Below are 22,189 nucleotides of genomic sequence, written 5' to 3' on the forward strand. Positions count from 1 at the left end.
CTCTTGTACAACAAGCGTGTTTTCAATAGACACATACCGTAAATTAATATTGTGGAAATGAATACTTAAAGCGATTAATAGGATTTAATATTGATTGTCTTTGGGAAATTGATAGTTAAAGTTACTCTGTAGTTAAACGAGAGAAATTACCGTAACCTTTAGTTAACTTAGCTTTTAACTCAGATTTAATTCGATTTAGAATCGAACGTTCATCTAGAGAATCCAGAATTTTTTGTACTACCACTTTCGGACTCTGTTCTCCCCAAGATGCGCCGTTTGCCAGATAAGTTTTAGTCACTTGTCCGATAGCGTAAGAAGACACCCCTGCAACTCCACCTTGAGCGATCGCTACTGATAAATAGGGAGCTAGGGATAAACCGCCTGTTGCGGGAATAGTCAACCCTAAAATACCCTTGAGAGAGCTAAGACCTAAGGTTGCTAAAAGTTCGCTAGCACTAATCCCCCCCATACTTAGAGCGATATTTTTCAGTAGCTGTATTGCCCCTGATTGAGTCATGGTAATGCCATAAAGACGAGATAGGGAGATAATCATGCCCACGTCAAAAATCGCCCCAGAAAATAGATCGATCGCCGTCACCGGATTTAGCGCGATCGCCATTGCTTTCAACATCATTCCTTGATTGATTAATTCATTGGCAGCCTGATCGCGAATTGCCAATTTACGCTGCACAAGCTGTTGATTCACTTCGTCAGCAAATAACATACTGTTCAGGGCGATGAGAGATTTACCCTCGGAGTGTAATAATTCTAAAATCTTGAGTTTCAGGAATTCTACCTGGGGTGCGACCTTTAGCCGTTGCACCTTTAATCTGCCAGTTGCATCTTTGATCCCCCTGATTTCAATGGGAGAAGCAGCAACCATAATGATTTCCTCGGGGGAAATCAACTCCTTTACCCTTTCCTCTTTAATTTTTTGATATATGGCTACCCTATCCGCTTCGGGGTACTGGTCAATTTTGTTAAATACTAACAACATTGGCTTGCCTGCTTCTCGCAATTTAGACAAAGCCCTGTATTCAACTTGGGTAATATCCCCCGAAACTATAAACAAAATTAGATCGACTCTTCTGGCTAAATCACAGGCTAAAGCTTCTCTGGCTTTGCCATTCACTTCATCAATACCTGGGGTGTCAATTAATTGAATTTCACTTCCTTGTTCTCCACTAATGGTAAGGCGTTGGATGTTTTCTGGAGTCTGAGCAATTTGTTCAAGGTTTAGCTTCCAGTTAGTAGTGTCGATGGTGCGGGTAACACCGTGAAGTGCACCAGTAGGAAAAATATCTTGTCCAACCAGGGCGTTAAGTACCGATGATTTTCCTCTACCTACCATGCCAAAAGCAGCAATTTGCACTATCGACTGCTCCAGTTTATCCAGCATTTGAGTTAAGCGCTCTATTTCTGACTCCAATCCAACTTGTTCTTGGGCAGTAAGATCGATATTGCTAATCAAATCTCGTAAAGAGTTTTGCGCTTTGCGATAATTTAGTTCGGCAGTAATTTCTTCAAAGCTAAAAAGTGTTTGTTCTAATTCTGCTTGATTTTCAGCTTCTTCTCTTGACAACACAGAATACCTCTTAATGAATGTAGAGTTCGTTGATTGGCTGGTAGTTTATAGTGTGGCGTATTTTTAAAATTTATGTTTGTGATCATTAGCCAAGAATGCTAATTCTATTTTCTATTATCGGAAAAATAGCAGTAAATACGAAACTAAGTATATTAATTTTTTTCTCGATTATGACTGGTAAAATATCCTTACTAAATCTTTAAACAAGATCGCTTTTTTTCGAGTTAAATTGTGGCATGAACTCTATCTAGCCTTTCTCGAATAGGTCAAGTACCAAATTCCTCAAATTCCGTAGCGTAGCTTCACTATTTCGAGGATCGCTATCAATTGCAATTTACCAGAATTTCTGGGACAAGCAGTTAAACTGATTTATGACTATGCCTACTGTCAAAACTAATTCCAGCACTATTCGCATTCTCGTAGTTGACGATCAAAGTCTAATTCGACAAACCATTCAAATGTACTTGGAACAAGAATCGGATCTAGAAGTTATCGGCTATGCAGAAAACGGCACAGCAGCCATAAAACAGATCGAAGAACTGAATCCTGATGTAGTCATGATGGATTTAGAAATGCCTGACATGGACGGATTGACTACTATTCAAGTTATCCGCGATCGCTTTAGCCAAGTAAAAATTTTGGTTTTGAGTAGCTACGACGATCGAGAAAACATTAATCAGGCGATCAAAGCAGGAGCAAAGGGATATTTAACCAAAGCCACCCCTGCGGGAGAGCTAGCCAACGCTATTCGCAGTGTGAATCAAGGCTATTTTCAACTTGGCCCTGGATTGATGGAAAAATTAGTTATTTCCATGAGTAATGCTACCGAAGTTAGTTCTAAATCTCTAGAAGACAAGCTGATTATTGACCTCAAAAAGTTGAAACAAGATACCAACAAACAAATCGTTCAATTAGTTAAAAATGAATTATCAAAGGCTGAAGAGCGGTTTGACCATCAGCTAGAACTAAAACTACACAGTTTAAAAAGGAGGTACAATGAGCTTCTTACTTTTGCCAGAAAAATTGAGTTTAAGCTCTATTTAATGCTCTTTTGCCAAATAATCGTTTTATTTGTCGGTTTAGCCTTTTGGATTGTTAGTTCTTAAATTCCCATCCTTTAAATTTAGAGGGAGAATTCACACACACATTGTTAAATAGTCAATAGCTTTTTGAAATAGCCTGATGATAAAGTTGTTAGATATTGTTGGATGTTATTAAATAAAAAAAGCTATTACGTTCACCGACTAAAATTTTTCTGCCACAAATTGTGAATCGACGTTATTTACCAGAAACTCTCGCCTACGTCCGTATCACTCAACAATCTTTGCCTATGGGCAAAATTGAAGGAGAAGTTAAAGCGGCTCAATATGAATGGCAATTTCGGTGGCGTTTTCGTCAACGAAGACTATCTGTTGAGCCTTCTTTGGGTAGAGCTTTAATTCAAGAACCTCTAGAAAGATTCTTAGAACGTTCTGATTATCAGTTAGAACCAGGAAGCGACTATACATTCAAAGTTAGAACTAAAATGTAATTTTATTGGTCAAATTGCACTGGTCGAATTTCTTTGAGTATTCTTATATCTTTCTATCAATAAAATAGCCACAATATCATCAACTGGACGAGGCGGGACACGTAACCCCTTAGGAATAAAGTATTGCCAACCCCGGGGTGGATACATTTGCCAATAGCGATCGCGAGCTTCTAAGGTACTATTTGTTTCATCCACCGTTACTATCGCCAACTCTGTAGATACATCAGCCTCAATTTGTTTACGCCAACTATCAGAAGTAGTACCATCTCCCATCACGATCAGATGGACATTAAATTGCTGCCATAATTGTTTCATAACAGCGATCGCCTCAGTTGAATCGATCACCTGCTGATAAACTACTTGGTTATCACTATCAATAACCGCAACACCACATTTATCTCTACCTGGATCTAAACCGAGTATTGTAGACTCAGAAAATATTGAATCTTCCACAAATTGGTTAATTGTTAATTATTAACTATTAATTATTAATTACCTTAAAAAGCTTTAAGCTCTAAGCCTTAAGCTTTAAGCTCTAAAGTTTACGCTTTGTAAACGGCTAACAGTGAGACAGTTCGTTGGCGGTGAAGCAGGGCGTTGGCGGGGTTCCCCCGCTTGAAGCCACTGCTGAACCCTTTAGGGGGTACGATGCGGCCATACGCCTGGCCTTTGTCCCGCTTAAAGAAACTGTCGAACCCGAAGGGCTTATAGCTATCGGGTTTAATGCCCCCAGCAAACGAAGTTTGGTGGTCTACAATTAGGAGAGGTTAAAGCCTCTTCTAATTGGCTTACAGCTTACAGCTTACAGCTTATAGCTGCGGCTCTGCCGCTTTACCTAAGTGCTAAAGACAACTTTACCATTACGCATGACGACAAAATTCAGTTTCAAAGGACCTGAGGTATAAGTATTTTCTACTACAACAGCCTTGATTTCGTTTACTGGCTCTTCTGCTTGAGTAATTTGATTGATAAAATTAACTATGGTTTCTACTTGATTATCTCCTATTTCAATATCACCTAAAATTCCTGCCCGTTGAGCACGAAATTTAGAAACTGCTAACAACCAATTTAATCTTTCTTGTACTTCATTACGAGTTATATTTCGAGAATCAATAGATACGGTAGCTATTTCTTCTCCTGTTTGAAAAACCTGCTTGTTAAGAGCTAGATCGGCAAAGACTCTAACTTCTTCTTCTCCTTGGACATAATTACCTGCCGAGAGAATCCTGAGAACATAATCTTGACCATCTTTGATCTGCGATTCTAACTGTTCTACTTGAGATCTGGTAATATTGACAATTCTCTGTTGAGATGTGGCTCCACTAAATTGAGTTGCTCTCAAAGCATTATTATTAGCTTGTCTGAGTAAGCTATCAATCGCTGATTTAGCGGCATTAGGATCGACAATTCTCACTACTGCCGAAGATAATACCTGACCTCTGACAATGGCAATTTTTTTCTCTCTTAGTTCCTGATAAGACTGTTCTAAGGTTGCCACATTCCGCGATAAGAACTTCAATTGGGATTCTAGTTGCTCTAGTCTTTGAGTTCTTAATTTCAAGCTGTTTTCGGCAGCGGAAATTTCCTCATCTAATTTAATAATTGCCTGATCTCTTTTTTGAACTTGAGATTGCAAGACTTGCTGTTGTTGTTCTAAATCACGGAGACGAGTTTCTCTCTCTGCCAGAATTCTATCCTGCTCCGAAATTTTTTGTTCGCGCTGCTGTAATTGACTTTGTAATTCTTGGCTTTGCTGCTGTAATTGATTGAGTTGTTGTCGTCTCTTAGATCGCTCTGACAAGAGACTATCTAGCTCTTGTTTCAATGTTTTTGCTTGACCAGAAATTTCTTTTAATTGTTGTTTTGACTGCTCAAAATCAAGATTAGTCGCCTTCAGATTTTCGACAGTTTTGATTTGCTCATCTCTAGCTTCAATTATCTGTTGTTCTACTTGTTGTTTTTCTTGTCTAACCTGAGCTAATTCTCCCTCAAGTTGACGTTTTTCCTTGAGAATATCGTCTAGCTGAAAGATTCCTCGTCGTAATGAGCCGCTTGTACCAAATAAAATTCCCAAAGTAAGAGATGAAATCAACATTCCTGTAATTACAGTAATGATCATCGCTGTTTGGCGAGGACGAAGATTAAATAGTCTCAGTCTCGCTTTGCCGATCTTAGTGCCCAAGCGATCACCTAATACTGCAACAATACCACCTAAAAGAAAAATTGCTGCAATCAGGATATAAGCGCTGGTCATTAGAAATGATTAATAATAGGTCTTTGGGTAATAACTTAACCTCTATAGTCAAGATTAATCATTATCTTAGGCAAATTGTTGACTTAATGCTACAGGATTATGCACGGTAATCTTTTTCTTATGAATTGCGATCATTTCCTTATCTCGTAAATCTCCTAAAAGCCTAGTTACAGTTACTCTAGTCGAGCCTATAGCCTCGGCGATCGCCTGATGAGATAATTTTAAATCAATTCTAATTCCTTCATCTGTGGGGATCCCAAAATCACGACATAGAATCAATAGGAAACTAACTAAGCGCGATCCCATATCCCGGTGAGCTAAAGTTTCAATCATCATTTCTGTTTGTAAAATACGAGATGATAATCCTCGTAACATCAGCATAGACAATTCGGGATTTTCTTGGAGAGCTTTTTCAACCTGTTCGATTGGTGCTGATAAAAGTTCAACCGGGGTAAAAGCTACTGCATGATAAAAGCGATCGCTCTTTTGCCCAGTGATCAAAGACAGTACGCCAAACACGGTGTTTTCCCGCAGGAGAGCCACTGTAATCTCTTCTCCCGCTTCATAAACACGAGATAGTTTAACTGCTCCTTTTAGTAAAAAATAAACTCTTTCGGCAGGATCTCCTGGAAAAAAAATCGTTTTACCACGTTCAAAACTTTCGACAATTGGAGGAAAAGAACCACGACCGAGTTTACGAAATACCGATGCAAGGGACTGATTTTGTCTCAAAGGTAGTTCCATATAACTTACAGCTCAGCTAGAGATATTATATTGAAAGGTTACTAAATAAGTTATTACATATTCTCACACTAACAACATCAATTCGTGTATTTGCTTTCACGATGAAGAATAAACTTAGTAACCCAGGCAGTTGTAGGATAGATAATTGCAACTGAAATAGGAAAAAGACCGTGCTAGATTTAACCGGAAAAAATGCTTTCGTTACAGGAATAGCCAATAATCGTTCTATTGCCTGGGGGATTGCCCAGCAGCTACATAAGGCTGGTGCCAACATTGGGGTTAATTATCTCCCCGACGAACGAGGACGCATGGAAAAAAAAGTCCGAGAATTGGTTGAACCACTTAATCCTAGTATTATCGTTCCCTGTGATGTCCAAAACGATGAACTACTAGATTCTATGTTTGAAACTATTGCTGACAAATGGAATAAGTTAGACATTCTAGTTCATTGTTTGGCTTTTGCCGACAGAGCAGATTTAACGGGAGATTTTTCGGCTACTTCTAGAGATGGTTTTGCCAAAGCTTTGGATATTAGTAGTTTTTCTCTCAATTGTCTTGCTAAGAGAGCTAAACCTTTAATGACTGACGGGGGGAGCATTGTTACTCTTTCCTATCTAGGAGGAGTTAAAGTTATTCCTAACTACAACGTTATGGGAGTAGCTAAATCGGCTTTAGAAATGAGTGTGCGCTATTTAGCCGCCGAACTTGGTCCACAAAATATTCGAGTTAATGCTATTTCCGCAGGACCAATTCGTACTCTGGCTTCTTCAGCAGTAGGAGGTATTCTTGATATGATTCGCCACGTAGAAGAAACTGCCCCTTTGCGACGTACTGTAACTCAAACTGAAGTCGGTAACACCGCAGCCTTTTTGGGAAGTGATCTTGCTAGTGGCATTACGGGTCAGGTAATTTATGTTGATTCTGGATATGAGATTATGGGGATGTAGTATTTTATTTAGCTATTAGCTCTAAGCTTTAAACTCTAAGCCAGTTTGAATTAGCTATTAAAATTAACTTATATATTTAGGAGTAACAATGCAAATTAGCGATCGCGAAGCGCAGGCGAAAGGTAATTACCAAGCGACCTCAGTAAATAATATCTCTCTAAGTCTATCTAGGACTGCATCTGTTAGCCGAACTACAGGAGAAACAGATGTACAAGTTGAGCTCAATCTAGATGGGACTGGTAAATGTCATGCTGATACTGGTATTCCCTTTCTCGATCATATGCTCAACCAAATTTCTTCCCATGGCTTGATCGATTTGAATGTCAAAGCTACAGGAGACATCGAGATTGATGACCACCATACCAATGAAGATGTGGGAATTACTTTAGGGATGGCATTGGCGAAAGCTTTGGGCGATCGCAAAGGCATTGTGCGCTTTGGTCATTTTGTTGCTCCTTTGGATGAATCTTTAGTGCAGGTAGCACTCGATTTTTCAGGTAGACCTCATCTGAGCTATGGATTAGAGATTCCCACCCAAAGGGTTGGTAATTATGACACTCAATTAGTTAGGGAATTTTTTGTGGCGGTGGTCAATCATTCCCAAATGACACTTCATATTCGTCAATTAGATGGCATTAATTCGCACCACATTATTGAGGCAACTTTTAAAGCTTTTGCTCGGGCAATGCGGATGGCAATAGAAATCGATCCCCGTCGTGCTAGTCAAATTCCTAGTTCTAAAGGAGTTTTGTAAATCAAATTTATCAGTACAATTTAGGTGGCAACATCTAAATATTTGAAGTATGGGAGTGGCAATATCTAGCCAGTGGACAAAAGTCCATAATCAAGATTTGGCAATAGATGCTTATCTAGCAATGCCAAGCACAGCAGGAACTTATCCCGCTATTGTGGTAATTCAAGAAATCTTTGGGGTCAATGAACATATTCGGAATATTACCGAGAGATTAGCCCAAGAAGGATATGTCGCGATCGCTCCGGCAATTTATCAACGTCAAGCACCTGGTTTTGAAACGGGTTATACCAATGAAGCAACTCAAATTGGTAGAAAATATAAAACTCAAACTCAAGCCAGCGAACTAATTAGCGATATTCAAGCAACCATTAACTATCTCCACAGTCTGCCCCAAGTCGAGCATGGCAGTGTTGGTACAATTGGTTTCTGCTTTGGGGGTCATGTGGTGTATCTAGCTGCTACTCTCCCAGATATTGCGGCAACAGCCTCTTTTTATGGAGCCCAGATTGCTACTTGGTCTCCTGGAGATGGTGAACCCACTATTAAACATACAAAAGAGATTAAGGGAACAATATATGCCTTTTTCGGAACCAAAGATCCGTTAATTCCTAATGAACAAACAGAGCAAATAGAAGCCGAATTAATTAAACATAGTATTCCTCATCAGATTTTTCGGTACCAGGGGGCGACTCATGGATTTATGTGCGATCATCGTGATAGCTATAATCCAGATGCAGCCAAAGATGCCTGGATAAAAGTGCTAGACTTATTTAGCCAAAAGCTATCACGAGGATAATCCAACAGTATCTTACCGTTGCGCCCTATCCATTACTATTTAACATTTACCAGTTCACACTAATTATGTCTGATTCAACATCCTCCCCCAAGTCGGCTCAAGCTTTCTCCATGGAAGACTTTGAGAATGCCCTGCAAGAATACAATTATGAGTTTGTTAAAGGGCAAAAAGTACAGGGAACGATAGTTCAGATTACCTCTGACGGAGCATATATTGATATTGGAGGTAAATCTCCCGGTTTTGTTCCTACTAATGAAGCAGCTTTGGGTTTTGTTGATGACCTGGAAACAATTTTACCCGTGGGTGAAACCAGAGAATTTCTAATTATTCGCGAACAAGATTCCGAGGGACAGGTGACTCTCTCCATTCGTCAGATGGCATTGAATCAGGCTTGGGCAGATATCAAAGAAATGGCGGAAACTGGCAAATCAACTCAGATGAGAGTAACAGGAGCGAATAAGGGAGGAGTAACGGGAGAGGTAGCTGGATTACGAGCCTTTATTCCGCGATCGCATCTACAACAAAGAGATAATCTGGAATCTCTTGCGGGTCAACTTTTAACCGCTACCTTTTTGGAAGTAAACCAAGAAACTAAAAAATTAGTGCTATCCCAAAGAGATGCTATGCGTGCCGTAGCAATGGACAACATCACTGAAGGAGCATTGATGGCAGGCAAAATAGTTAACATCAAGCCCTATGGTGTTTTTGTCGATTTACAAGGAGCGACGGGATTACTACATATAAAAGAAATTAGTAACGCTCGTATTGAATCCTTAAATCGCCTCTTTGAAGTTGGACAAGAAATTAAAGTGGTAATTAAACAAATTGATGAATATCAAAATCGGATGTCTCTTTCGATTAAAGCTTTAGAAGAATATCCTGGAGAAAATATCGAAAAACTAGAACAAGTAATGTCCAACGCCGAGGAAAGATGGGAAAAGGCGCAAAATTCAGCTTCTGAAGCTCAGACTGATGCTTAAATTCCTTAGTTTAAAGAAATGATTAATTTTATCTAAGGCAGGTGAAATTTACTAAATATCTGAGCCTACAATTAAAGTAAACTTATAGACTAAATAACCAAACAAGGGGTTAAGGATGAGGAACTTTAATTTAACCGATGACCTATATTGGACACCTCAGGCTCAAGCCAAACTAAGAATGATTCCTTTCTTTGCTCGTCCCCAAGCACGACAAAAAGTTGAACAATTAGCTCGTGCCGCGGAGTTAGAAGAAGTTACTGCTGAGATCGTCGAACAAGCACGAATTGAGTTTGGACAATAAATACCCTGATAATTAATAATTAGCACTGATGCTAATTTGAGCAATATTTAAGGTCCAGAAAAAACTGCTGCTTCGATATCCTGACGACTTAGAGAATACTTAAAAGAACGGCAAAGATTATTCTGGCTTTCTTGTTGAGTATCATAGTAGCGTACCGTCAATTCTTCGATATCTAAACAAATTTCGGCTTTCCAGGCAGAATTTTTGAGATACCAACAGTGAAGGTTTTCCCGATCTTGATTACAGCCTTTACTTTGTAGCCAGTTTTCAATAGTTGGTAATGTGTGATTGTATAAAGGGGTATTGGCTTCTGGTAGAGTCATAATGTTTTCCAAAATTGCTTTTAAACTATAATTTATTGAGAAAAATTTAGCTATAGCATTTCGCTTTAAGCTTAAAACATAAAATATTATTTCAAAGGGAACAGGGAACAGGGAACAGGGAACAGGGAACAGCGCGAAGTTGCGCGATGCGAAGCGAGTACATGCGGCAAACTATACGCCTTTGTTTAGGGTTGCGGGGGGTCCCCCCGTTGTCCCAAAGGGATACCGCAAGCATAAGCAAACTTCGTAAGAAGGGAACAGGGAACAGAAAATGTCTTAATATTTTCTTGTAGTGCTATATGGAAAATTAAATTTCAAATCGGCAAACGCTGAAGGTTTTTGTTGCTACCGATTACTACCATTACTAATCCTTCTGTTAGTACTTGTCCAGGATTGAGATTAGTGATAAATTTATCGCCATTGCTAAGTGCCAGGACATTAACACCATAGCGTTTACGTAGATCTAATTGAGCGAGTGTTTGATTATGGAAAGCTTTAGGAACTAAAACTTCAACAATACTGTTTTCGGTATCTAATTCAAAACGTTCTAAAAAAGCTGGTTGGGTCAAGGTACTAGCCAAGGCGCAACCAGCTTCGTTTTCGGGAAAGACTACTCGATCTGCACCAACACGTCGCAACACTTTACCATGAATTTCGGAGGAAGCTTTGGCTACCACGAGTTCAACACCAGCCTCCTTCACATTAAGGGTAGTAATAATACTTTCTTGAAGATAATTACCGATCGCGACTATGACCGTATCCATTTCAAAGATACCAGCTTCTTTGAGGGATTCAGGCTCAGTCGAATCTAATTGAATGGCATGAGAAGCAATTTTTTGTGTCAAAGCTTGGGTGACTAATTTCTCATCGATATCTGTCCCCAAAACTTCATAACCCATCTTATGTAGAGAAGTGCAAACTGCTCTACCAAAACGTCCTAAACCAATCACTGCAAACTGGAGATTTTTGGGACGTGAGTTAGTCAAGAAATTGATAGTTTTCAAATTTACCCCTTACTCAAATAATCCTCGCTATTGGCATTTTAATCGATGGCAATTGATTACGATAATATTTTATTCCACAATATTTTTAGGTTTATTTTTGCCAAAGCCCTCACTACTCAATATTTACCCTATTCTGCGATTGATATTTACCAATGGTTCAAAAAACATCAACCTTTACTAGACTTATGGCGATCGCCAAGCCTAACCGTAGGTCATAAAAAATAGTCGGTTGGCAAATTGAATTGAATAATCACTATCAGCAATTTTTCTATTGCTCTGCTAGATTGATTTTAGTCGGTATTGCTAACTATATCCAGTTAAAGTCGTGACTGCCAAAGTAAAATCTTTACCTCTGCGAATTTTAATCGTTGAAGATGACCCCATAATGCGGGCAGGATTAAAACAACTACTTTCATCCCAACCTCAAAAATCAATTGTGGGAATGGCAGAAGATGGCTATCGTGGAGTAGAAGCAGCATTATCTTTAAAACCTAACTTGGCAATTATCGACGTGGGAATGCCTCATCTTGATGGGATTGCAGCAACTCAACAGATTAAGGCAGCTTTGCCAGATATAAAGGTAGTCATGTTAACTTCCCATACCGCAGAGACCGAAATTATCGCTTCTCTGTCTAGTGGTGCTGATGCCTATTGTGTAAAAGGAGTAAGTCTAGAAAAATTACTTACGGCGATCGCTACGGTAGAAGAGGGGGCAACCTATCTTGATGCACAAATTGCGCAAAAAATTGTCAATCATCTCCAAACCAATCCAGCAAAAAAACGAAACCATCATCTAGGAGAGCAACTTTCAAAACGAGAGTTGGAGGTACTAGAGTTGATTGTCGAGGGCTGTAGTAACCCTGAAATTGGCAAGCGACTTAACTTAAGTCCGAACACAATTAAAAGCTACGTGCGAAGTATCATGAACAAATTAATGGTTAGCGATCGCGTGCAAGCAGCAGTCATCGCCTTACGCAATGGATTAGTCCAGTAAGTTAAGTTAGGGTTTGCATTTATCACCCGGCTGGATGAGTCCAAATGAACGTAACCAAAAGCAGGTATTTTTTCTCCGACCATCTAAGCAAAAATTATGCAATTAGTCACAGATTTAATAGTTTTCGCCAGCTTTCTGCTTAAATTTTCCCGCAAAAAATAGATTTAAAAATTATGCAATTCATCGCCTATTTTATATTTGCTTTTATTTTTGGTAGCTTCCTCGAATATTGGGTTCATCGTTTAATGCACATCTACCCCATATTTGGCAACGAAATTACAGCTCACTTTGGTCATCATCGCAGCAATACCACCAAAGGATTTTTCGGCGATTTCCTCGATTTTAGTTTGGTATCTTTATTAGTATTACCAGCTTTTATTGTTTCCATATCGTTCGGAATTATTATGGTTTTGGGTACAGTAGCATTTGCTGCATTTGCTTCTTATGCCCATCAAATACAGCACCATAATCCAACTAAATGCTTCTGGATGGAAATGCCCGTTCACTATGTTCATCATCAGAACAATCAATGGGATAGTAACTTTGGCTTAGCTGTAGATTGGTGGGATCGTGTTTTCAAAACTTATAAGCCCGTAGAGTGGCTTAGCAAAGAGCAAATTAGCCTACTAAAATCAAGCATCGCTGAAAAGTGATGATGAGTGCAGTAAATTATCTAACTTCTAGTTATCTCATCGATTGATTTACTGTTTTTCGCAGCGATTGGTAGAGTAAACCAGAAACAAGCTCCTGTTGAGGTATTATTCACGCCAATTTGTCCTCGGTGAGCGGTAACGATCTGCCGACAGATATAGAGTCCTAAACCAACATTGAGAGACTGTTTAATACCAGATTTGCAAGTATATAGGTCAAATAATTTAGAGCTTTGTTGTGGTGCAATCCCTTCCCCATTATCGCTGACAGTGCAGTAAAGCCAATAGTCTGAGACGGTTTTTTGTGGGCTATTTGACAAAATATAATCCCCCAATTCGACTTTAAGAGTTAAATGCAATCCTGGTGGATTATGTTCTATGGCATTAGCAATCAGATTTTCGTAAACTCGTCTAACTTGTAATGGATCGATCTTAACAAGAGGAAGTTTGACTGGTATTTCTTGAGTTACTGTGGCTTTTTGTCGCTCTAGAAAAGGTTGCATTTGTGTAATTACCGACTCAATGAGAGTATCTAGACAAACTGAACTAAGGTGAAGCACAATCCCTTTGTTTTCAACTGTATAAGCTTCTAATAAAGAATCAATTAATTTCAATTGGCGATCGCTACTTTCAATTATTCGATCTAAAGTTTCGTTTTTAACTATCGTTTCCTCAGTAGAAGAAATGCGTAGAGATTTGAGTAAAAAGGCTGTGCTTAAAACTGGATTTCGCAAGTCATGTGAAACAGTATGCACAAATAATCGTAACTGTCGGTTTAGTTCAAATTCTTGCTTTAGGAATCTCTCATAAACAAAAACGCCCAGATTGACGATCGCACAAACAACTACTGTAACGTAAACAGCTTCAAAATAGTCTATCTCATTCTCGACAAAGGAATTTCTCAAGCCAAACACAAAGTAACTAATTCCAAAGTGCCCTAAAACAATCCCTTGACAGAGACAATGCGACCGCCATTTGACAGGCATGAGAATTGGTCCAGCAGAAAAAACAGTAATCCAGCTATAGCCATATAATCCAATTTGACCGAAAAAAATTACATTCATGACTTGGGGTACTAAGAGCAAAATAAAGGTCAGCCACAATAAAATTAAAGTTGGATATCGGCGTACGAGGGCAACTTTGAGCAAGACAAAGGTCAACAACAATCCCAAGAGAGAAATTATGGTTGTCGCGTTTATCAGGGTATGATTCTGTTGCACAAACTCATATTCACGACTACTGGGGTCGTAAGAGGGAAAAATAATAGTCCAACTGACCCAGTGACTCATCAAGCAAGTAACAATAGCAACCCAAATCATTAGATGCAGTCGCTTTAAGATGAAGCGATGTCTCCATCTTTCGTACTCAGGAGAAACTGAGTCAGCTTTAATCTGTTTCCACCAACATTGAATAGGCTGTCTAACTTGTTTGTGCAGAAATTTTTGACTGACCTTGAGGAATGAGAATAATCGCATTGCAATCAGGAAGTAAATTTTTCAGCCAGTACTTTGTTTTTATTATCACCTGATCGGGTGAGTCCAACTGGATGAACCTGAAAGCAGGTATTTTTTCGCTTTTAAGTTGAGTGATAATCAGCCTCAGATAGCTAAATGTTTTCTCTAGCTTTCAGATTATCGAGGAATCACATTATGACTCAGAAAGCAATTCAACCAGACGATTTATTTAACATTAGTAGCATCAGTAAATCCGATACTTCCGCTATTATTCTCAAGCTACAGAAAGAAGGAATACTTAGTTTAGATGACACTTTAGAGCAATGGCTACCAGAAGTTATGTCCCAAATTACCGATGGTACAAATCTAACTGTCTGTGAATTCTTAATCGGACTTAAACAATTTTCCCAACTTAATTGAGATTAAATACTGATGATAAGTTGTTTTTATTTTTGACTGAAGCGCGATTAGGGCAGACTCCTCTTCGGCGATCGCGATCGGCAATTTCCTTGCCTTCTGCCTCATATCTCCTCATAAAGATAAATATTAACATCGAACTGTTCAATCGAAGTCATCAAATAAATTATGAAAATCAATTTTAAAAAACTATATCTTGCTTATCAAATATCCAAAAATCACGAACGAGTAGGAGATTTTGTCTTGTTAAAAGCGGATGCTTTTGGCGCACAAGCTAATCCTGAAATAGAAGCAAAAATGATGCAGGTGCAAGGATACTATCCAGAAATCGATCTCGAAGAACTCAAACAACTATCATCAGGAACTTTGGGTTATGAATATGCTCGATATATGGAAGAAAATCAATTAACCCCGTTAAAAGTTAGTCCAGAAATGAGCGAACTTGCCGAGCGTAATGTCTTTGCTCTCAGATATGCCGTAACGCACGATATCTTTCATATTTTACTAGGATTTGATACCAGTTACGCTGGAGAAATTGGAGTGTTGGCTTTCGCTGCGGAACAAAACTATAGTCGTACGCTTAAATTAAGTTTGTTTCCCGCTATTTTAATTTACTCTGTTGTTGCGCCAACCCAATTAAAAGCCATGTTCGCCAATCTTCGCCAAGGTAAACAAATGGCAAAGAGATCTAAGTTTTTACTCAATTATCGTTTTGAAGATCATTGGACGAAACCGATCGCCAAGCTGCGGTCTGAACTAAATTTAGCATGATACCAAGCAATTACTACTGAATATTTCTCTTTTGTTTTGGGAAGGCTATCTATTTTCTTTTAATACCAAAATTCAAATAGCGATCCATAGGCTACGCGGAGCGTAATCGCTTTATAGCCAATATCTAACTATTCACGAAATTTATAAATAAAAAGTGTCATGAGCATAATTTTCGACCTAAGCAATCTTAATGAAGACCTAGAAGATCTAGACAACTTAGACGACATCGGAGAAAATCTTAATGAAGACCTAGAAGATCTAGACAACTTAGACGATATCGGAGAAAATCTTAATGAAGACCTAGAAGACCTAGACGAAGCTCTAGAAGACCTAGATGAAGACCTAGACGATATCGGAAACGATGGTAATAATAACTCAAGTCCTGAGATAATCATTTCCGATGCAGAGGCTCTCAATAATATAACTTTTACTTATGAAGACGAGGATGGAACCGAAACATTCAGTTTTGAACGACCTCAAGCCGTACTCAACATTTTTGATTCGCAATACTATCTAAATAATAATCCCGATGTAGCTGAAGATATTGACGACAGATATGAAGATGCGAATGTTTCTATCGATCTTACTGAAGTAAATCTGTTAAATGTCAATAATAATACCGAATCTTTGATTGACTATGGCGGTTCCATAGAGCATTACGTTGCTAATGGTGCTTCAGAAGGACGCGATCCTAGTCCTCTGTTTGATACTCAATACTATCTAGAGCAAAACCCAGATGTAGCATCAGCCTTGGCAGGCGGTAATTTTAGTGGAGATCCTCTGCTGCACTACGTACAAACAGGTGCTTTTGAAGGACGCGATCCTAATCCTTATTTTGATTCTGATTACTATTTAGAGCAAAATTCTGGGATAACAGAAGCAGGATTAAATCCTTTAGAACATTATGTTTTATTCGGTTCATCAGCAGGAATTAACCCTAGCCCCAACTTCGATCCTAATTACTATCTCAGCCAAAACTTAGATGTAGCATCAGCAGGAATTGACCCTTTGACTCATTTTCTAACTTTTGGTCAAGATGAAGGAAGATTACCTATGGCAGACTAACAATCTATTAACCAACCAGCAGATTTTCCTCTGGATAATGCAGACTACTAGGGCTGGGATCGCCAATGATGGCAGCAATTACAATTAAAATGCTTACTCTACCAAAATACATTGCTAATACTAAAAGCACCTTGGAAGCGACGGCAAAACTACTGGTAATGCCTGTAGACAATCCTACAGTAGCGAAAGCAGAGATAACTTCAAATAAGACGGGTAATAAATCAAAATGATGTTCAATCGAAGTTATCAGAATTGTTACTAAGACAATTGATGCAGCAGTTCCAAATACTACCGCTACTGCTTTTAAAATTAAAGTACTAGGGACTTCTCTTTGATACAAAACCACATCGTTTTTTCCCTGTAGTACTGACTTGGTACTGTTATATAAAATTCTAAAAGTTGTTGTTTTGATCCCACCCCCTGTACCACTAGGACTAGCACCAATAAACATAAATCCCATCGTAATAAATAAACCCGCAGTGGTCATCTTACCCAGATCAATACTATTAAATCCCGCTGTTCTGGTAGTCATTGATTGAAACCAAGCAGCCAAGAATTTATCTTTGAAACTCAAAGATTCTAACGTTGCCGGATTATTTAACTCGGTTAGGAAAAAAGCGATCGTTCCGAGGATTAGTAATAGGATAGTGGTACTAACAACTACCTTGAAGTTAAGGGAAAAGCAAAATCTTTCTGACTTACGTTGAATTACATTTTTTAACCATAAATACATTTCAATAATTACTTGATAGCCAATACCACCGAAAATAACTAAGCCAGGAATAATTAGATTAATTATCCAAGAAGAACGATAACCAACCAAACTATCGGAGTAAAGGCTAAAGCCAGCATTGTTCCAAGCACTGATACTGTGAAAAATTGAATACCATAGACCTTTTGACCAACCGTATTGGGGAACAAAGGTACGTAGTAATAAAAAGATGCCAGTAATTTCAAAAATCATCGTGGTGGCAATAATTGAACGCACGAGGTTATTACTACCCTGCAAAAAAGGACGATCAAATGACTCTTGAATCGCAAACTTTTGTCTCAGGTCAAATTTTCTGCCCAAAAGTAACATCAAAAAAGTGGTGGTCATCATGTATCCTAAACCACCAATCTGAATCAACAAGAGAATAGTTAGCTGTCCCCAGAAAGAAAAATCACTCCCTGTATCTACTACCGCTAAACCTGTTACACAGACAGCGGAAGTCGAGGTAAACAAAGCCACTATAAAACTGTTCCAGGTTCCGGAAACAGTGGCAAAGGGCATCATTAATAGTAGTGTTCCAATCACAATTAGTGTCAGAAACCCTATACAAATTGTCCGAGCAATAGTCATAAAGAAAATAATTATTGATCATCGATTATTGATCATCATTTGGTCAATCTTTACTAATAAATGTGAACGTAAAAAACATCGATTCCAAATGTTATCAAGCTTTATTTTAAAGGCTTTTAGCTTCTTAGTTCTATATAATAAGTTCTGTGTTCTGTCCACCGATACTGGTCGTTTGAATAATCCATTGAATTAGCTCCTGCCATTCTTCAGAGCTAGTTAAATTATTGACATCAAATTCAACTCCCCAATTACGGGCAAATTCAGCAAAACTTTCAATCCAATTGATTACAGTTTCCATCCCAGAATGAGGACGATATTCCCAAGCCTGTTGGAGATATTCTGTTGTTTCTTGGTGATGTCCTGTATGGTGCAGATACCAAGCAATCCATACCAATGTACCGTAGCGCACAGATTGCTCCATCAGCCTTACATTACCCGGTAAATTTGGTTGAGCAAAAAAATTATCAGTCACAGCACATAAAGAGCGAGCCTGAGGGAGACCTTTATGCATCGCACTTTCCCCATGCTGACGATAGCCAACTGTAATTTGACGTAGCCAAGTGGTTTTACAACCGTGCAAAGCTAGTTTTAGAACCAGATCGGTGTCTTCGGCAGGAGGAAAACGTTTATCGAACCCCCCTACATACTGAAGCCATTCACGACGAAACATCATTGCACTGGGCAAGACAGGTTTCCACCTCAGCCAATTTTCTAAATCCAGTTCGGGGATTTGTTCCCAGGGACATACATCTAGCAATTTATTTCCCTGCATATCTACCCGTTGCCAGCCACTATGGACAATTCCCAGATCGGGTCTCTTGGTGAGAATTTCCGCTTGACGCGCCAGTTTGCCTGGTAAAAAGTAATCATCGGCATCTAGGAAAGCAATTAAGTCAGCTCTAGCCACTGCTATTCCATGATTACGAGCCGCAGCTACTCCCTGATTTTTTTGTCGAATATAGCGAAAGCGATCGCTGTATCGTTCTGTATATGGTGCGAGAATTTTCTCTGTGGAATCTGTTGAACCATCGTCAATAACAATGATCTCATAAGTACAACCCTCTTGCTGTAAGACACTTTCAATAGCCTGTTCAATATAGCGATCGCAATTGTAAGTAGGAATAATTACACCGACAAGGGGTTCGACATTAGCAAATTCCATCATTCAACTTTTTGATTCTAGCTACGCCTAATTATTTTATTGCTGGCATTCTAGCTTAACTTTGAACAGAAAATTACTATCTGTAGCTACATACTATTTCAATCAGAAGAGATAAAAGCTGAGACTATTAACTTGATCGCGAAGTTAGAGATAGAGTGACTGGTTGACTGACTGTAAACTCCAAACGATACTTTTTTTGCTCATCGTGTTGACGAGAAGCGATTGCGCGGAGCGCACCAGCAAAGCTGATCGCTGGTTCTGGGTCACGTTTACCATTTAAGAAGAGAGTCTGAAACAACTCACACCCCTGAGTTAGAGCATTTTTAACCCATGTCCAACCAATTTTAAGATAGCTGCTTCCTCGAAACCAGTAAGGTTTCAACCTATTCAGTAGATCCACTTTATTAAACATGGAATGGTTAAGATCGGGGTTAGGTGATAGGGGTTAGGGATTAGGGAGAATCATCTTCAATTTTTTTACTGTTCTATTAGACGTTTTATTAGGTGGAGCTACTTATTTCCGACAAACATTAGACATATAAAGCTTAGATTTCTTAATGCAAACTATAAGAAAAACTCTTGAAAATCATGTCAAGATTTTAATATCGATAAAAGTATTTATAATTAGAATTTGGCAATGGTCTCAAGAATAAAAAAAATACTCTGCAATCCTTTTGTTTGTTATAGTCCTATTTTTATTTTTGCTTTGCTTTTTAGCAACCAATTGCTTAAATCAAGTCCGACTGAATGTGTTACTAATTCTCTAGATGAGTCATGCTTATTTTTTCACAATAATATTTATTTAATACATCATCCTCTCAATCTCATTAACTTACTATTTCTAATTTATAATCTTCTCTATCTTTACTACAATATTATTCTCAAAAAAGATGTGGTAGGTAAATCCGTTAAAAAAATATATCGTCAAACTAAAAAAAAATATTACATAAAAACAACTAGAAAACGTATAAGTATTTTATTATTTTGTTATGTAACAGCACTTGTGATTTCTTATTTTAGATTTTCTATTATTTTATTAAAAGCAATATATTAAAAGCAAAATAATACTTACACTATATCCATAACTGATCAATCTTCTTCTGTTGATTGGTCTTGTTTTGATGCTGCTTCTTCCATAGCTTCTTGAATGAATAGTTTGGCTAGCCGATCATAAACTCCTGCACCGATATATTGGGGATATTTATGAGAACGACTATAAATCCAAATCAAATTATCTCCATAATAGATCCGAATATCTTTAAAAAGACTTTTGCAGTTAGGAATTAGAGAATTAGCTCTATTCAGGGCATCTGTCCAGCGTGTGAACTCTGCTTCAAAACCAGGAGTTATAACTCTAAACATTCTGATTAAGTTAAGTGTAAAACTAATAGATAATATTTTTAGTATTCTATAGAGAATTTAAAAAAGCAAATGGAAAATGCTAATTGGCTTGATGTAATATTTGGCGTAATTGCTCTATTAATTGTAATTAGTGGGTTATTGATGCTGTTTCAAGGTATTGGTGCTATGAATAAGGATGATTAGGCTAGCAAAAAAGCATATAGTCTTTTGATTAAAATATTAAATTAACAATAATGACTCAAGCCCAGCCTTCACTGGAATTCATTCCCCCAGCTTATAATCCCCTAGTTTGGAGCTTAGCAAAAGGAATATTACCAATTTGGTTACGCTATGGACAGAATATTAGCCATGTCGAGATTAATAATGCTTCGGAGTTAGTTAATTTATATCGTCAGTTTCAAGCCGAAAAAATCAGGTTTATGTTGGCATTTCGCCATCCTGCTGTTACCGATCCTCCCTGTATTGCTCAATTACTTTGGAATCAGCTACCTAAAATAGCAGGTCAGTTAGGAGTTTCTTTGCGATCGCCTGTTCATGCCCATTTTATTTACGATCGTGGTATTCCTCTCTGGGCAGGGAAGTATGCTGGCTGGGGAATTTCTCAGTTGGGAGGAACTCCCATTCGTCGGGGTACATTAGACCGGATTGGCTTACGTTCAGTTCGAGATTTATTTATCAATGGTCAGTTTCCCATGGCTGCTGCTCCAGAAGGAGCTACTAATGGTCACAATGAAATAGTCAGCCCCTTAGAGCCTGGTATTGCTCAGTTTGGTTTTTGGTGTCAGGAAGATCTCCTTAAAGCCAAACGTGGAGAAAAAGTGGCGATCGCACCTTTAGGGATTAGATATTACTATCAAAAAGCACCATGGAAATATTTAGAGAAGTTACTCTCTCAACTAGAAATTGATAGTGGGTTTAAAAAGACTGAAAGAAAGGCGATCGGATTAGTTAATGGAGTCTCCCTAACCGAAAGCCAGGAAGCTAATCTCTATAAACGGCTTTATGCTCTGGCAGAATATCTTTTATCGTCGATGGAGCAATTTTATAGTAAATATTATCAGCAAAAATTAGATTCACAGAATCAAGAATTTGCCAATCGCCTTGAGGCTTTATTGGATGCTGCTTTAAAAGTTGCCGAGCAGTCCTTTGGGGTTAAACCTAATGGTAATATCAGCGATCGCTGTCGTCGAGTAGAACAAGCAGGATGGAATCGTATTTATCGTGATGATTTATCAGAACCAGAAACTCTCGCCCCCGCAGCTAGAGGATTAGCTGATTTAGTTGCATCAGAAGCTGAGTTGCGTCTATGGCATATGCGCCTAGTAGAGAATTTTGTCAGTGTCACAGGGAATTACGTGGCAGAAAAACCTTCTGTGGAGAGATTTGCCGATACAATCTTACTAATCTGGAAGATGATCGCTCGACTCAAAGGAGAATCCAACCCTAAAATGCCATACTTGGGTCAGAAAACTGTACAGCTTACAGCTATGCCTGCATTTTTTATTACTGATTATTGGGAACAGTATCAAACTAATCGTCGCCAAGCGGTTGCTGATTTAACTCAAGATTTACAGTCTGCTTTGGAAAAATCAATTTTTATGGAGTAAGCTTTCAATTTTTTTGATTGTGGGTTTCAGCGCCAAAGAAAAGATGAAAATTCTCTGAGCTAGATTCAACATTTTCCCAGAAAAATCTCATAAGCTCGTCATGTTGTCTTTAGATATGACTTCTATCTTAGTTAACAGTCAAATAA

Annotated in this window: 27 protein-coding genes; 15 read left to right on the top strand and 12 right to left on the bottom strand. The window is 38.5% G+C overall.

Features of this window, described 5'->3' with window-relative positions:
- Window positions 1–121: 121 nt before the first annotated feature.
- The gene (locus PLEUR7319_RS0130245; RefSeq protein ID WP_019508982.1) at window positions 122–1,585 is read right to left on the bottom strand and encodes a GTP-binding protein; all 1,464 of its coding nucleotides are present in this window, start codon (window positions 1,583–1,585) and stop codon (window positions 122–124) included.
- A gap of 371 nt (window positions 1,586–1,956) precedes the next feature.
- On the opposite strand from PLEUR7319_RS0130245, the gene PLEUR7319_RS38680 reads away from it, so the two are divergent.
- Both PLEUR7319_RS38680 and PLEUR7319_RS0130255 read left to right on the top strand, forming a co-directional pair.
- On the top strand, window positions 1,957–2,691 hold the full coding sequence (locus tag PLEUR7319_RS38680; protein WP_083892535.1) for a response regulator transcription factor: 735 nt from the start codon (window positions 1,957–1,959) through the stop codon (window positions 2,689–2,691).
- Window positions 2,692–2,852: 161 nt separating this feature from the next.
- On the top strand, window positions 2,853–3,116 hold the full coding sequence (locus tag PLEUR7319_RS0130255) for a DUF3146 family protein (protein ID WP_019508984.1): 264 nt from the start codon (window positions 2,853–2,855) through the stop codon (window positions 3,114–3,116).
- 9 nt (window positions 3,117–3,125) lie between these two features.
- Here PLEUR7319_RS0130255 and PLEUR7319_RS0130260 read toward each other — a convergent pair whose 3' ends face one another.
- The gene (locus PLEUR7319_RS0130260) at window positions 3,126–3,569 is read right to left on the bottom strand and encodes a pre-16S rRNA-processing nuclease YqgF (RefSeq protein WP_019508985.1); all 444 of its coding nucleotides are present in this window, start codon (window positions 3,567–3,569) and stop codon (window positions 3,126–3,128) included.
- Window positions 3,570–3,694: 125 nt separating this feature from the next.
- Here PLEUR7319_RS0130260 and PLEUR7319_RS43725 point away from each other — a divergent pair, with 125 nt between their 5' ends.
- Window positions 3,695–3,877 carry a hypothetical protein gene (locus PLEUR7319_RS43725; protein WP_019507903.1) on the top strand — a complete coding sequence of 61 codons (183 nt, stop codon included), beginning with the start codon at window positions 3,695–3,697 and terminating at the stop codon, window positions 3,875–3,877.
- A gap of 74 nt (window positions 3,878–3,951) precedes the next feature.
- On the opposite strand, the gene PLEUR7319_RS0130270 is transcribed toward PLEUR7319_RS43725, so the two are convergent.
- Both PLEUR7319_RS0130270 and ntcA read right to left on the bottom strand, forming a co-directional pair.
- Entirely contained in the window at window positions 3,952–5,370 is a 1,419-nt protein-coding gene (locus PLEUR7319_RS0130270; protein ID WP_019508986.1) for a DUF3084 domain-containing protein, read from the bottom strand.
- Between the two features lie 66 nt (window positions 5,371–5,436).
- Window positions 5,437–6,114: a global nitrogen regulator NtcA gene (gene ntcA / locus PLEUR7319_RS0130275; RefSeq protein WP_019508987.1), complete on the bottom strand. Its 678-nt coding sequence runs from the start codon at window positions 6,112–6,114 to the stop codon at window positions 5,437–5,439.
- A 170-nt stretch (window positions 6,115–6,284) separates the two neighbouring features.
- Between ntcA and fabI the strand changes: the two genes are divergently transcribed.
- From fabI to PLEUR7319_RS0130300, 5 genes are all read left to right on the top strand, one after another.
- A complete protein-coding gene (fabI, locus tag PLEUR7319_RS0130280; RefSeq protein WP_019508988.1) occupies window positions 6,285–7,061 on the top strand; it encodes an enoyl-ACP reductase FabI in 777 nt (258 codons plus the stop codon).
- Window positions 7,062–7,149: 88 nt separating this feature from the next.
- Window positions 7,150–7,815 (top strand): imidazoleglycerol-phosphate dehydratase HisB, encoded by a 666-nt coding sequence (gene hisB, locus PLEUR7319_RS0130285; RefSeq protein WP_019508989.1) that lies wholly within the window; start codon window positions 7,150–7,152, stop codon window positions 7,813–7,815.
- A 49-nt stretch (window positions 7,816–7,864) separates the two neighbouring features.
- Complete coding sequence (locus tag PLEUR7319_RS0130290; protein ID WP_019508990.1) at window positions 7,865–8,611, top strand: dienelactone hydrolase family protein; 747 nt, start codon at window positions 7,865–7,867, stop codon at window positions 8,609–8,611.
- Window positions 8,612–8,676: 65 nt separating this feature from the next.
- Window positions 8,677–9,591, top strand: coding sequence for a S1 RNA-binding domain-containing protein (locus PLEUR7319_RS0130295; RefSeq protein WP_026102879.1), 915 nt, complete (start codon window positions 8,677–8,679; stop codon window positions 9,589–9,591).
- Window positions 9,592–9,706: 115 nt separating this feature from the next.
- Window positions 9,707–9,892: a PCP reductase family protein gene (locus PLEUR7319_RS0130300; protein ID WP_019508992.1), complete on the top strand. Its 186-nt coding sequence runs from the start codon at window positions 9,707–9,709 to the stop codon at window positions 9,890–9,892.
- 47 nt (window positions 9,893–9,939) lie between these two features.
- Here PLEUR7319_RS0130300 and PLEUR7319_RS0130305 read toward each other — a convergent pair whose 3' ends face one another.
- Window positions 9,940–10,215, bottom strand: a complete 276-nt coding sequence (locus tag PLEUR7319_RS0130305) for a DUF3143 domain-containing protein (protein ID WP_019508993.1) — start codon at window positions 10,213–10,215, stop codon at window positions 9,940–9,942.
- A gap of 314 nt (window positions 10,216–10,529) precedes the next feature.
- Window positions 10,530–11,219: an NAD-binding protein gene (locus tag PLEUR7319_RS0130310; protein WP_019508994.1), complete on the bottom strand. Its 690-nt coding sequence runs from the start codon at window positions 11,217–11,219 to the stop codon at window positions 10,530–10,532.
- A gap of 45 nt (window positions 11,220–11,264) precedes the next feature.
- Here PLEUR7319_RS0130310 and PLEUR7319_RS0130315 point away from each other — a divergent pair, with 45 nt between their 5' ends.
- The 3 genes from PLEUR7319_RS0130315 (at window position 11,265) to PLEUR7319_RS0130325 (ending at window position 12,866) form a co-directional block, all read left to right on the top strand.
- Window positions 11,265–11,444, top strand: coding sequence for a hypothetical protein (locus PLEUR7319_RS0130315; protein ID WP_019508995.1), 180 nt, complete (start codon window positions 11,265–11,267; stop codon window positions 11,442–11,444).
- A 160-nt stretch (window positions 11,445–11,604) separates the two neighbouring features.
- Window positions 11,605–12,213, top strand: coding sequence for a LuxR C-terminal-related transcriptional regulator (locus PLEUR7319_RS0130320; RefSeq protein ID WP_371265406.1), 609 nt, complete (start codon window positions 11,605–11,607; stop codon window positions 12,211–12,213).
- A gap of 173 nt (window positions 12,214–12,386) precedes the next feature.
- Window positions 12,387–12,866 carry a sterol desaturase family protein gene (locus tag PLEUR7319_RS0130325; RefSeq protein WP_019508997.1) on the top strand — a complete coding sequence of 160 codons (480 nt, stop codon included), beginning with the start codon at window positions 12,387–12,389 and terminating at the stop codon, window positions 12,864–12,866.
- Between the two features lie 20 nt (window positions 12,867–12,886).
- Here PLEUR7319_RS0130325 and PLEUR7319_RS38685 read toward each other — a convergent pair whose 3' ends face one another.
- Complete coding sequence (locus PLEUR7319_RS38685; protein WP_026102881.1) at window positions 12,887–14,338, bottom strand: sensor histidine kinase KdpD; 1,452 nt, start codon at window positions 14,336–14,338, stop codon at window positions 12,887–12,889.
- Window positions 14,339–14,512: 174 nt separating this feature from the next.
- Between PLEUR7319_RS38685 and PLEUR7319_RS0130335 the strand changes: the two genes are divergently transcribed.
- The gene (locus PLEUR7319_RS0130335; RefSeq protein ID WP_019508999.1) at window positions 14,513–14,737 is read left to right on the top strand and encodes a serine hydrolase; all 225 of its coding nucleotides are present in this window, start codon (window positions 14,513–14,515) and stop codon (window positions 14,735–14,737) included.
- Here PLEUR7319_RS0130335 and PLEUR7319_RS41510 read toward each other — a convergent pair.
- Entirely contained in the window at window positions 14,730–14,870 is a 141-nt protein-coding gene (locus tag PLEUR7319_RS41510; RefSeq protein ID WP_158441894.1) for a hypothetical protein, read from the bottom strand. The genes PLEUR7319_RS0130335 and PLEUR7319_RS41510 overlap by 8 nt on opposite strands.
- 32 nt (window positions 14,871–14,902) lie before the next feature.
- Between PLEUR7319_RS41510 and PLEUR7319_RS0130345 the strand changes: the two genes are divergently transcribed.
- A complete protein-coding gene (locus tag PLEUR7319_RS0130345; RefSeq protein WP_019509001.1) occupies window positions 14,903–15,505 on the top strand; it encodes a Coq4 family protein in 603 nt (200 codons plus the stop codon).
- A gap of 159 nt (window positions 15,506–15,664) precedes the next feature.
- Window positions 15,665–16,570 (top strand): hypothetical protein, encoded by a 906-nt coding sequence (locus PLEUR7319_RS0130350; protein ID WP_019509002.1) that lies wholly within the window; start codon window positions 15,665–15,667, stop codon window positions 16,568–16,570.
- 7 nt (window positions 16,571–16,577) lie between these two features.
- Here the strand turns inward: PLEUR7319_RS0130350 and PLEUR7319_RS0130355 are convergent, their stop codons facing one another.
- The 4 genes from PLEUR7319_RS0130355 to PLEUR7319_RS0130370 all read right to left on the bottom strand — a co-directional run bounded on the left by PLEUR7319_RS0130355 (window position 16,578) and on the right by PLEUR7319_RS0130370 (window position 20,436).
- Window positions 16,578–17,912 carry a TrkH family potassium uptake protein gene (locus PLEUR7319_RS0130355; protein WP_019509003.1) on the bottom strand — a complete coding sequence of 445 codons (1,335 nt, stop codon included), beginning with the start codon at window positions 17,910–17,912 and terminating at the stop codon, window positions 16,578–16,580.
- A 130-nt stretch (window positions 17,913–18,042) separates the two neighbouring features.
- Window positions 18,043–19,074, bottom strand: a complete 1,032-nt coding sequence (locus PLEUR7319_RS0130360; RefSeq protein WP_019509004.1) for a glycosyltransferase — start codon at window positions 19,072–19,074, stop codon at window positions 18,043–18,045.
- A gap of 127 nt (window positions 19,075–19,201) precedes the next feature.
- Complete coding sequence (locus tag PLEUR7319_RS37230) at window positions 19,202–19,486, bottom strand: hypothetical protein (protein WP_019509005.1); 285 nt, start codon at window positions 19,484–19,486, stop codon at window positions 19,202–19,204.
- 677 nt (window positions 19,487–20,163) lie between these two features.
- Window positions 20,164–20,436 (bottom strand): hypothetical protein, encoded by a 273-nt coding sequence (locus PLEUR7319_RS0130370; protein WP_019509006.1) that lies wholly within the window; start codon window positions 20,434–20,436, stop codon window positions 20,164–20,166.
- A gap of 233 nt (window positions 20,437–20,669) precedes the next feature.
- On the opposite strand from PLEUR7319_RS0130370, the gene PLEUR7319_RS0130380 reads away from it, so the two are divergent.
- Window positions 20,670–22,043, top strand: coding sequence for a hypothetical protein (locus PLEUR7319_RS0130380; RefSeq protein ID WP_019509008.1), 1,374 nt, complete (start codon window positions 20,670–20,672; stop codon window positions 22,041–22,043).
- Window positions 22,044–22,189 lie beyond the last annotated feature (146 nt).

This window comes from Pleurocapsa sp. PCC 7319, assembly GCF_000332195.1.
Classification (GTDB): Bacteria; Cyanobacteriota; Cyanobacteriia; order Cyanobacteriales; family Xenococcaceae; genus Waterburya.

What these genes read in the sequence shown, in the direction of transcription:
- PLEUR7319_RS38680 (WP_083892535.1), top strand. Translation starts at nt 1,957, where the DNA reads ATGACTATGCCTACTGTCAAAACTAATTCCAGCACTATTCGCATTCTC.
- PLEUR7319_RS0130270 (WP_019508986.1), bottom strand. Translation starts at nt 5,370, where the DNA reads ATGACCAGCGCTTATATCCTGATTGCAGCAATTTTTCTTTTAGGTGGT.
- ntcA (WP_019508987.1), bottom strand. Translation starts at nt 6,114, where the DNA reads ATGGAACTACCTTTGAGACAAAATCAGTCCCTTGCATCGGTATTTCGT.
- hisB (WP_019508989.1), top strand. Translation starts at nt 7,150, where the DNA reads ATGCAAATTAGCGATCGCGAAGCGCAGGCGAAAGGTAATTACCAAGCG.
- PLEUR7319_RS0130290 (WP_019508990.1), top strand. Translation starts at nt 7,865, where the DNA reads ATGGGAGTGGCAATATCTAGCCAGTGGACAAAAGTCCATAATCAAGAT.
- PLEUR7319_RS0130295 (WP_026102879.1), top strand. Translation starts at nt 8,677, where the DNA reads ATGTCTGATTCAACATCCTCCCCCAAGTCGGCTCAAGCTTTCTCCATG.
- PLEUR7319_RS0130300 (WP_019508992.1), top strand. Translation starts at nt 9,707, where the DNA reads ATGAGGAACTTTAATTTAACCGATGACCTATATTGGACACCTCAGGCT.
- PLEUR7319_RS0130305 (WP_019508993.1), bottom strand. Translation starts at nt 10,215, where the DNA reads ATGACTCTACCAGAAGCCAATACCCCTTTATACAATCACACATTACCA.
- PLEUR7319_RS0130315 (WP_019508995.1), top strand. Translation starts at nt 11,265, where the DNA reads ATGGCAATTGATTACGATAATATTTTATTCCACAATATTTTTAGGTTT.
- PLEUR7319_RS0130320 (WP_371265406.1), top strand. Translation starts at nt 11,605, where the DNA reads ATGCGGGCAGGATTAAAACAACTACTTTCATCCCAACCTCAAAAATCA.
- PLEUR7319_RS0130325 (WP_019508997.1), top strand. Translation starts at nt 12,387, where the DNA reads ATGCAATTCATCGCCTATTTTATATTTGCTTTTATTTTTGGTAGCTTC.
- PLEUR7319_RS38685 (WP_026102881.1), bottom strand. Translation starts at nt 14,338, where the DNA reads ATGCGATTATTCTCATTCCTCAAGGTCAGTCAAAAATTTCTGCACAAA.
- PLEUR7319_RS0130335 (WP_019508999.1), top strand. Translation starts at nt 14,513, where the DNA reads ATGACTCAGAAAGCAATTCAACCAGACGATTTATTTAACATTAGTAGC.
- PLEUR7319_RS41510 (WP_158441894.1), bottom strand. Translation starts at nt 14,870, where the DNA reads ATGTTAATATTTATCTTTATGAGGAGATATGAGGCAGAAGGCAAGGAA.
- PLEUR7319_RS0130345 (WP_019509001.1), top strand. Translation starts at nt 14,903, where the DNA reads ATGAAAATCAATTTTAAAAAACTATATCTTGCTTATCAAATATCCAAA.
- PLEUR7319_RS0130350 (WP_019509002.1), top strand. Translation starts at nt 15,665, where the DNA reads ATGAGCATAATTTTCGACCTAAGCAATCTTAATGAAGACCTAGAAGAT.
- PLEUR7319_RS0130355 (WP_019509003.1), bottom strand. Translation starts at nt 17,912, where the DNA reads ATGACTATTGCTCGGACAATTTGTATAGGGTTTCTGACACTAATTGTG.
- PLEUR7319_RS0130360 (WP_019509004.1), bottom strand. Translation starts at nt 19,074, where the DNA reads ATGGAATTTGCTAATGTCGAACCCCTTGTCGGTGTAATTATTCCTACT.
- PLEUR7319_RS37230 (WP_019509005.1), bottom strand. Translation starts at nt 19,486, where the DNA reads ATGTTTAATAAAGTGGATCTACTGAATAGGTTGAAACCTTACTGGTTT.
- PLEUR7319_RS0130370 (WP_019509006.1), bottom strand. Translation starts at nt 20,436, where the DNA reads ATGTTTAGAGTTATAACTCCTGGTTTTGAAGCAGAGTTCACACGCTGG.
- PLEUR7319_RS0130380 (WP_019509008.1), top strand. Translation starts at nt 20,670, where the DNA reads ATGACTCAAGCCCAGCCTTCACTGGAATTCATTCCCCCAGCTTATAAT.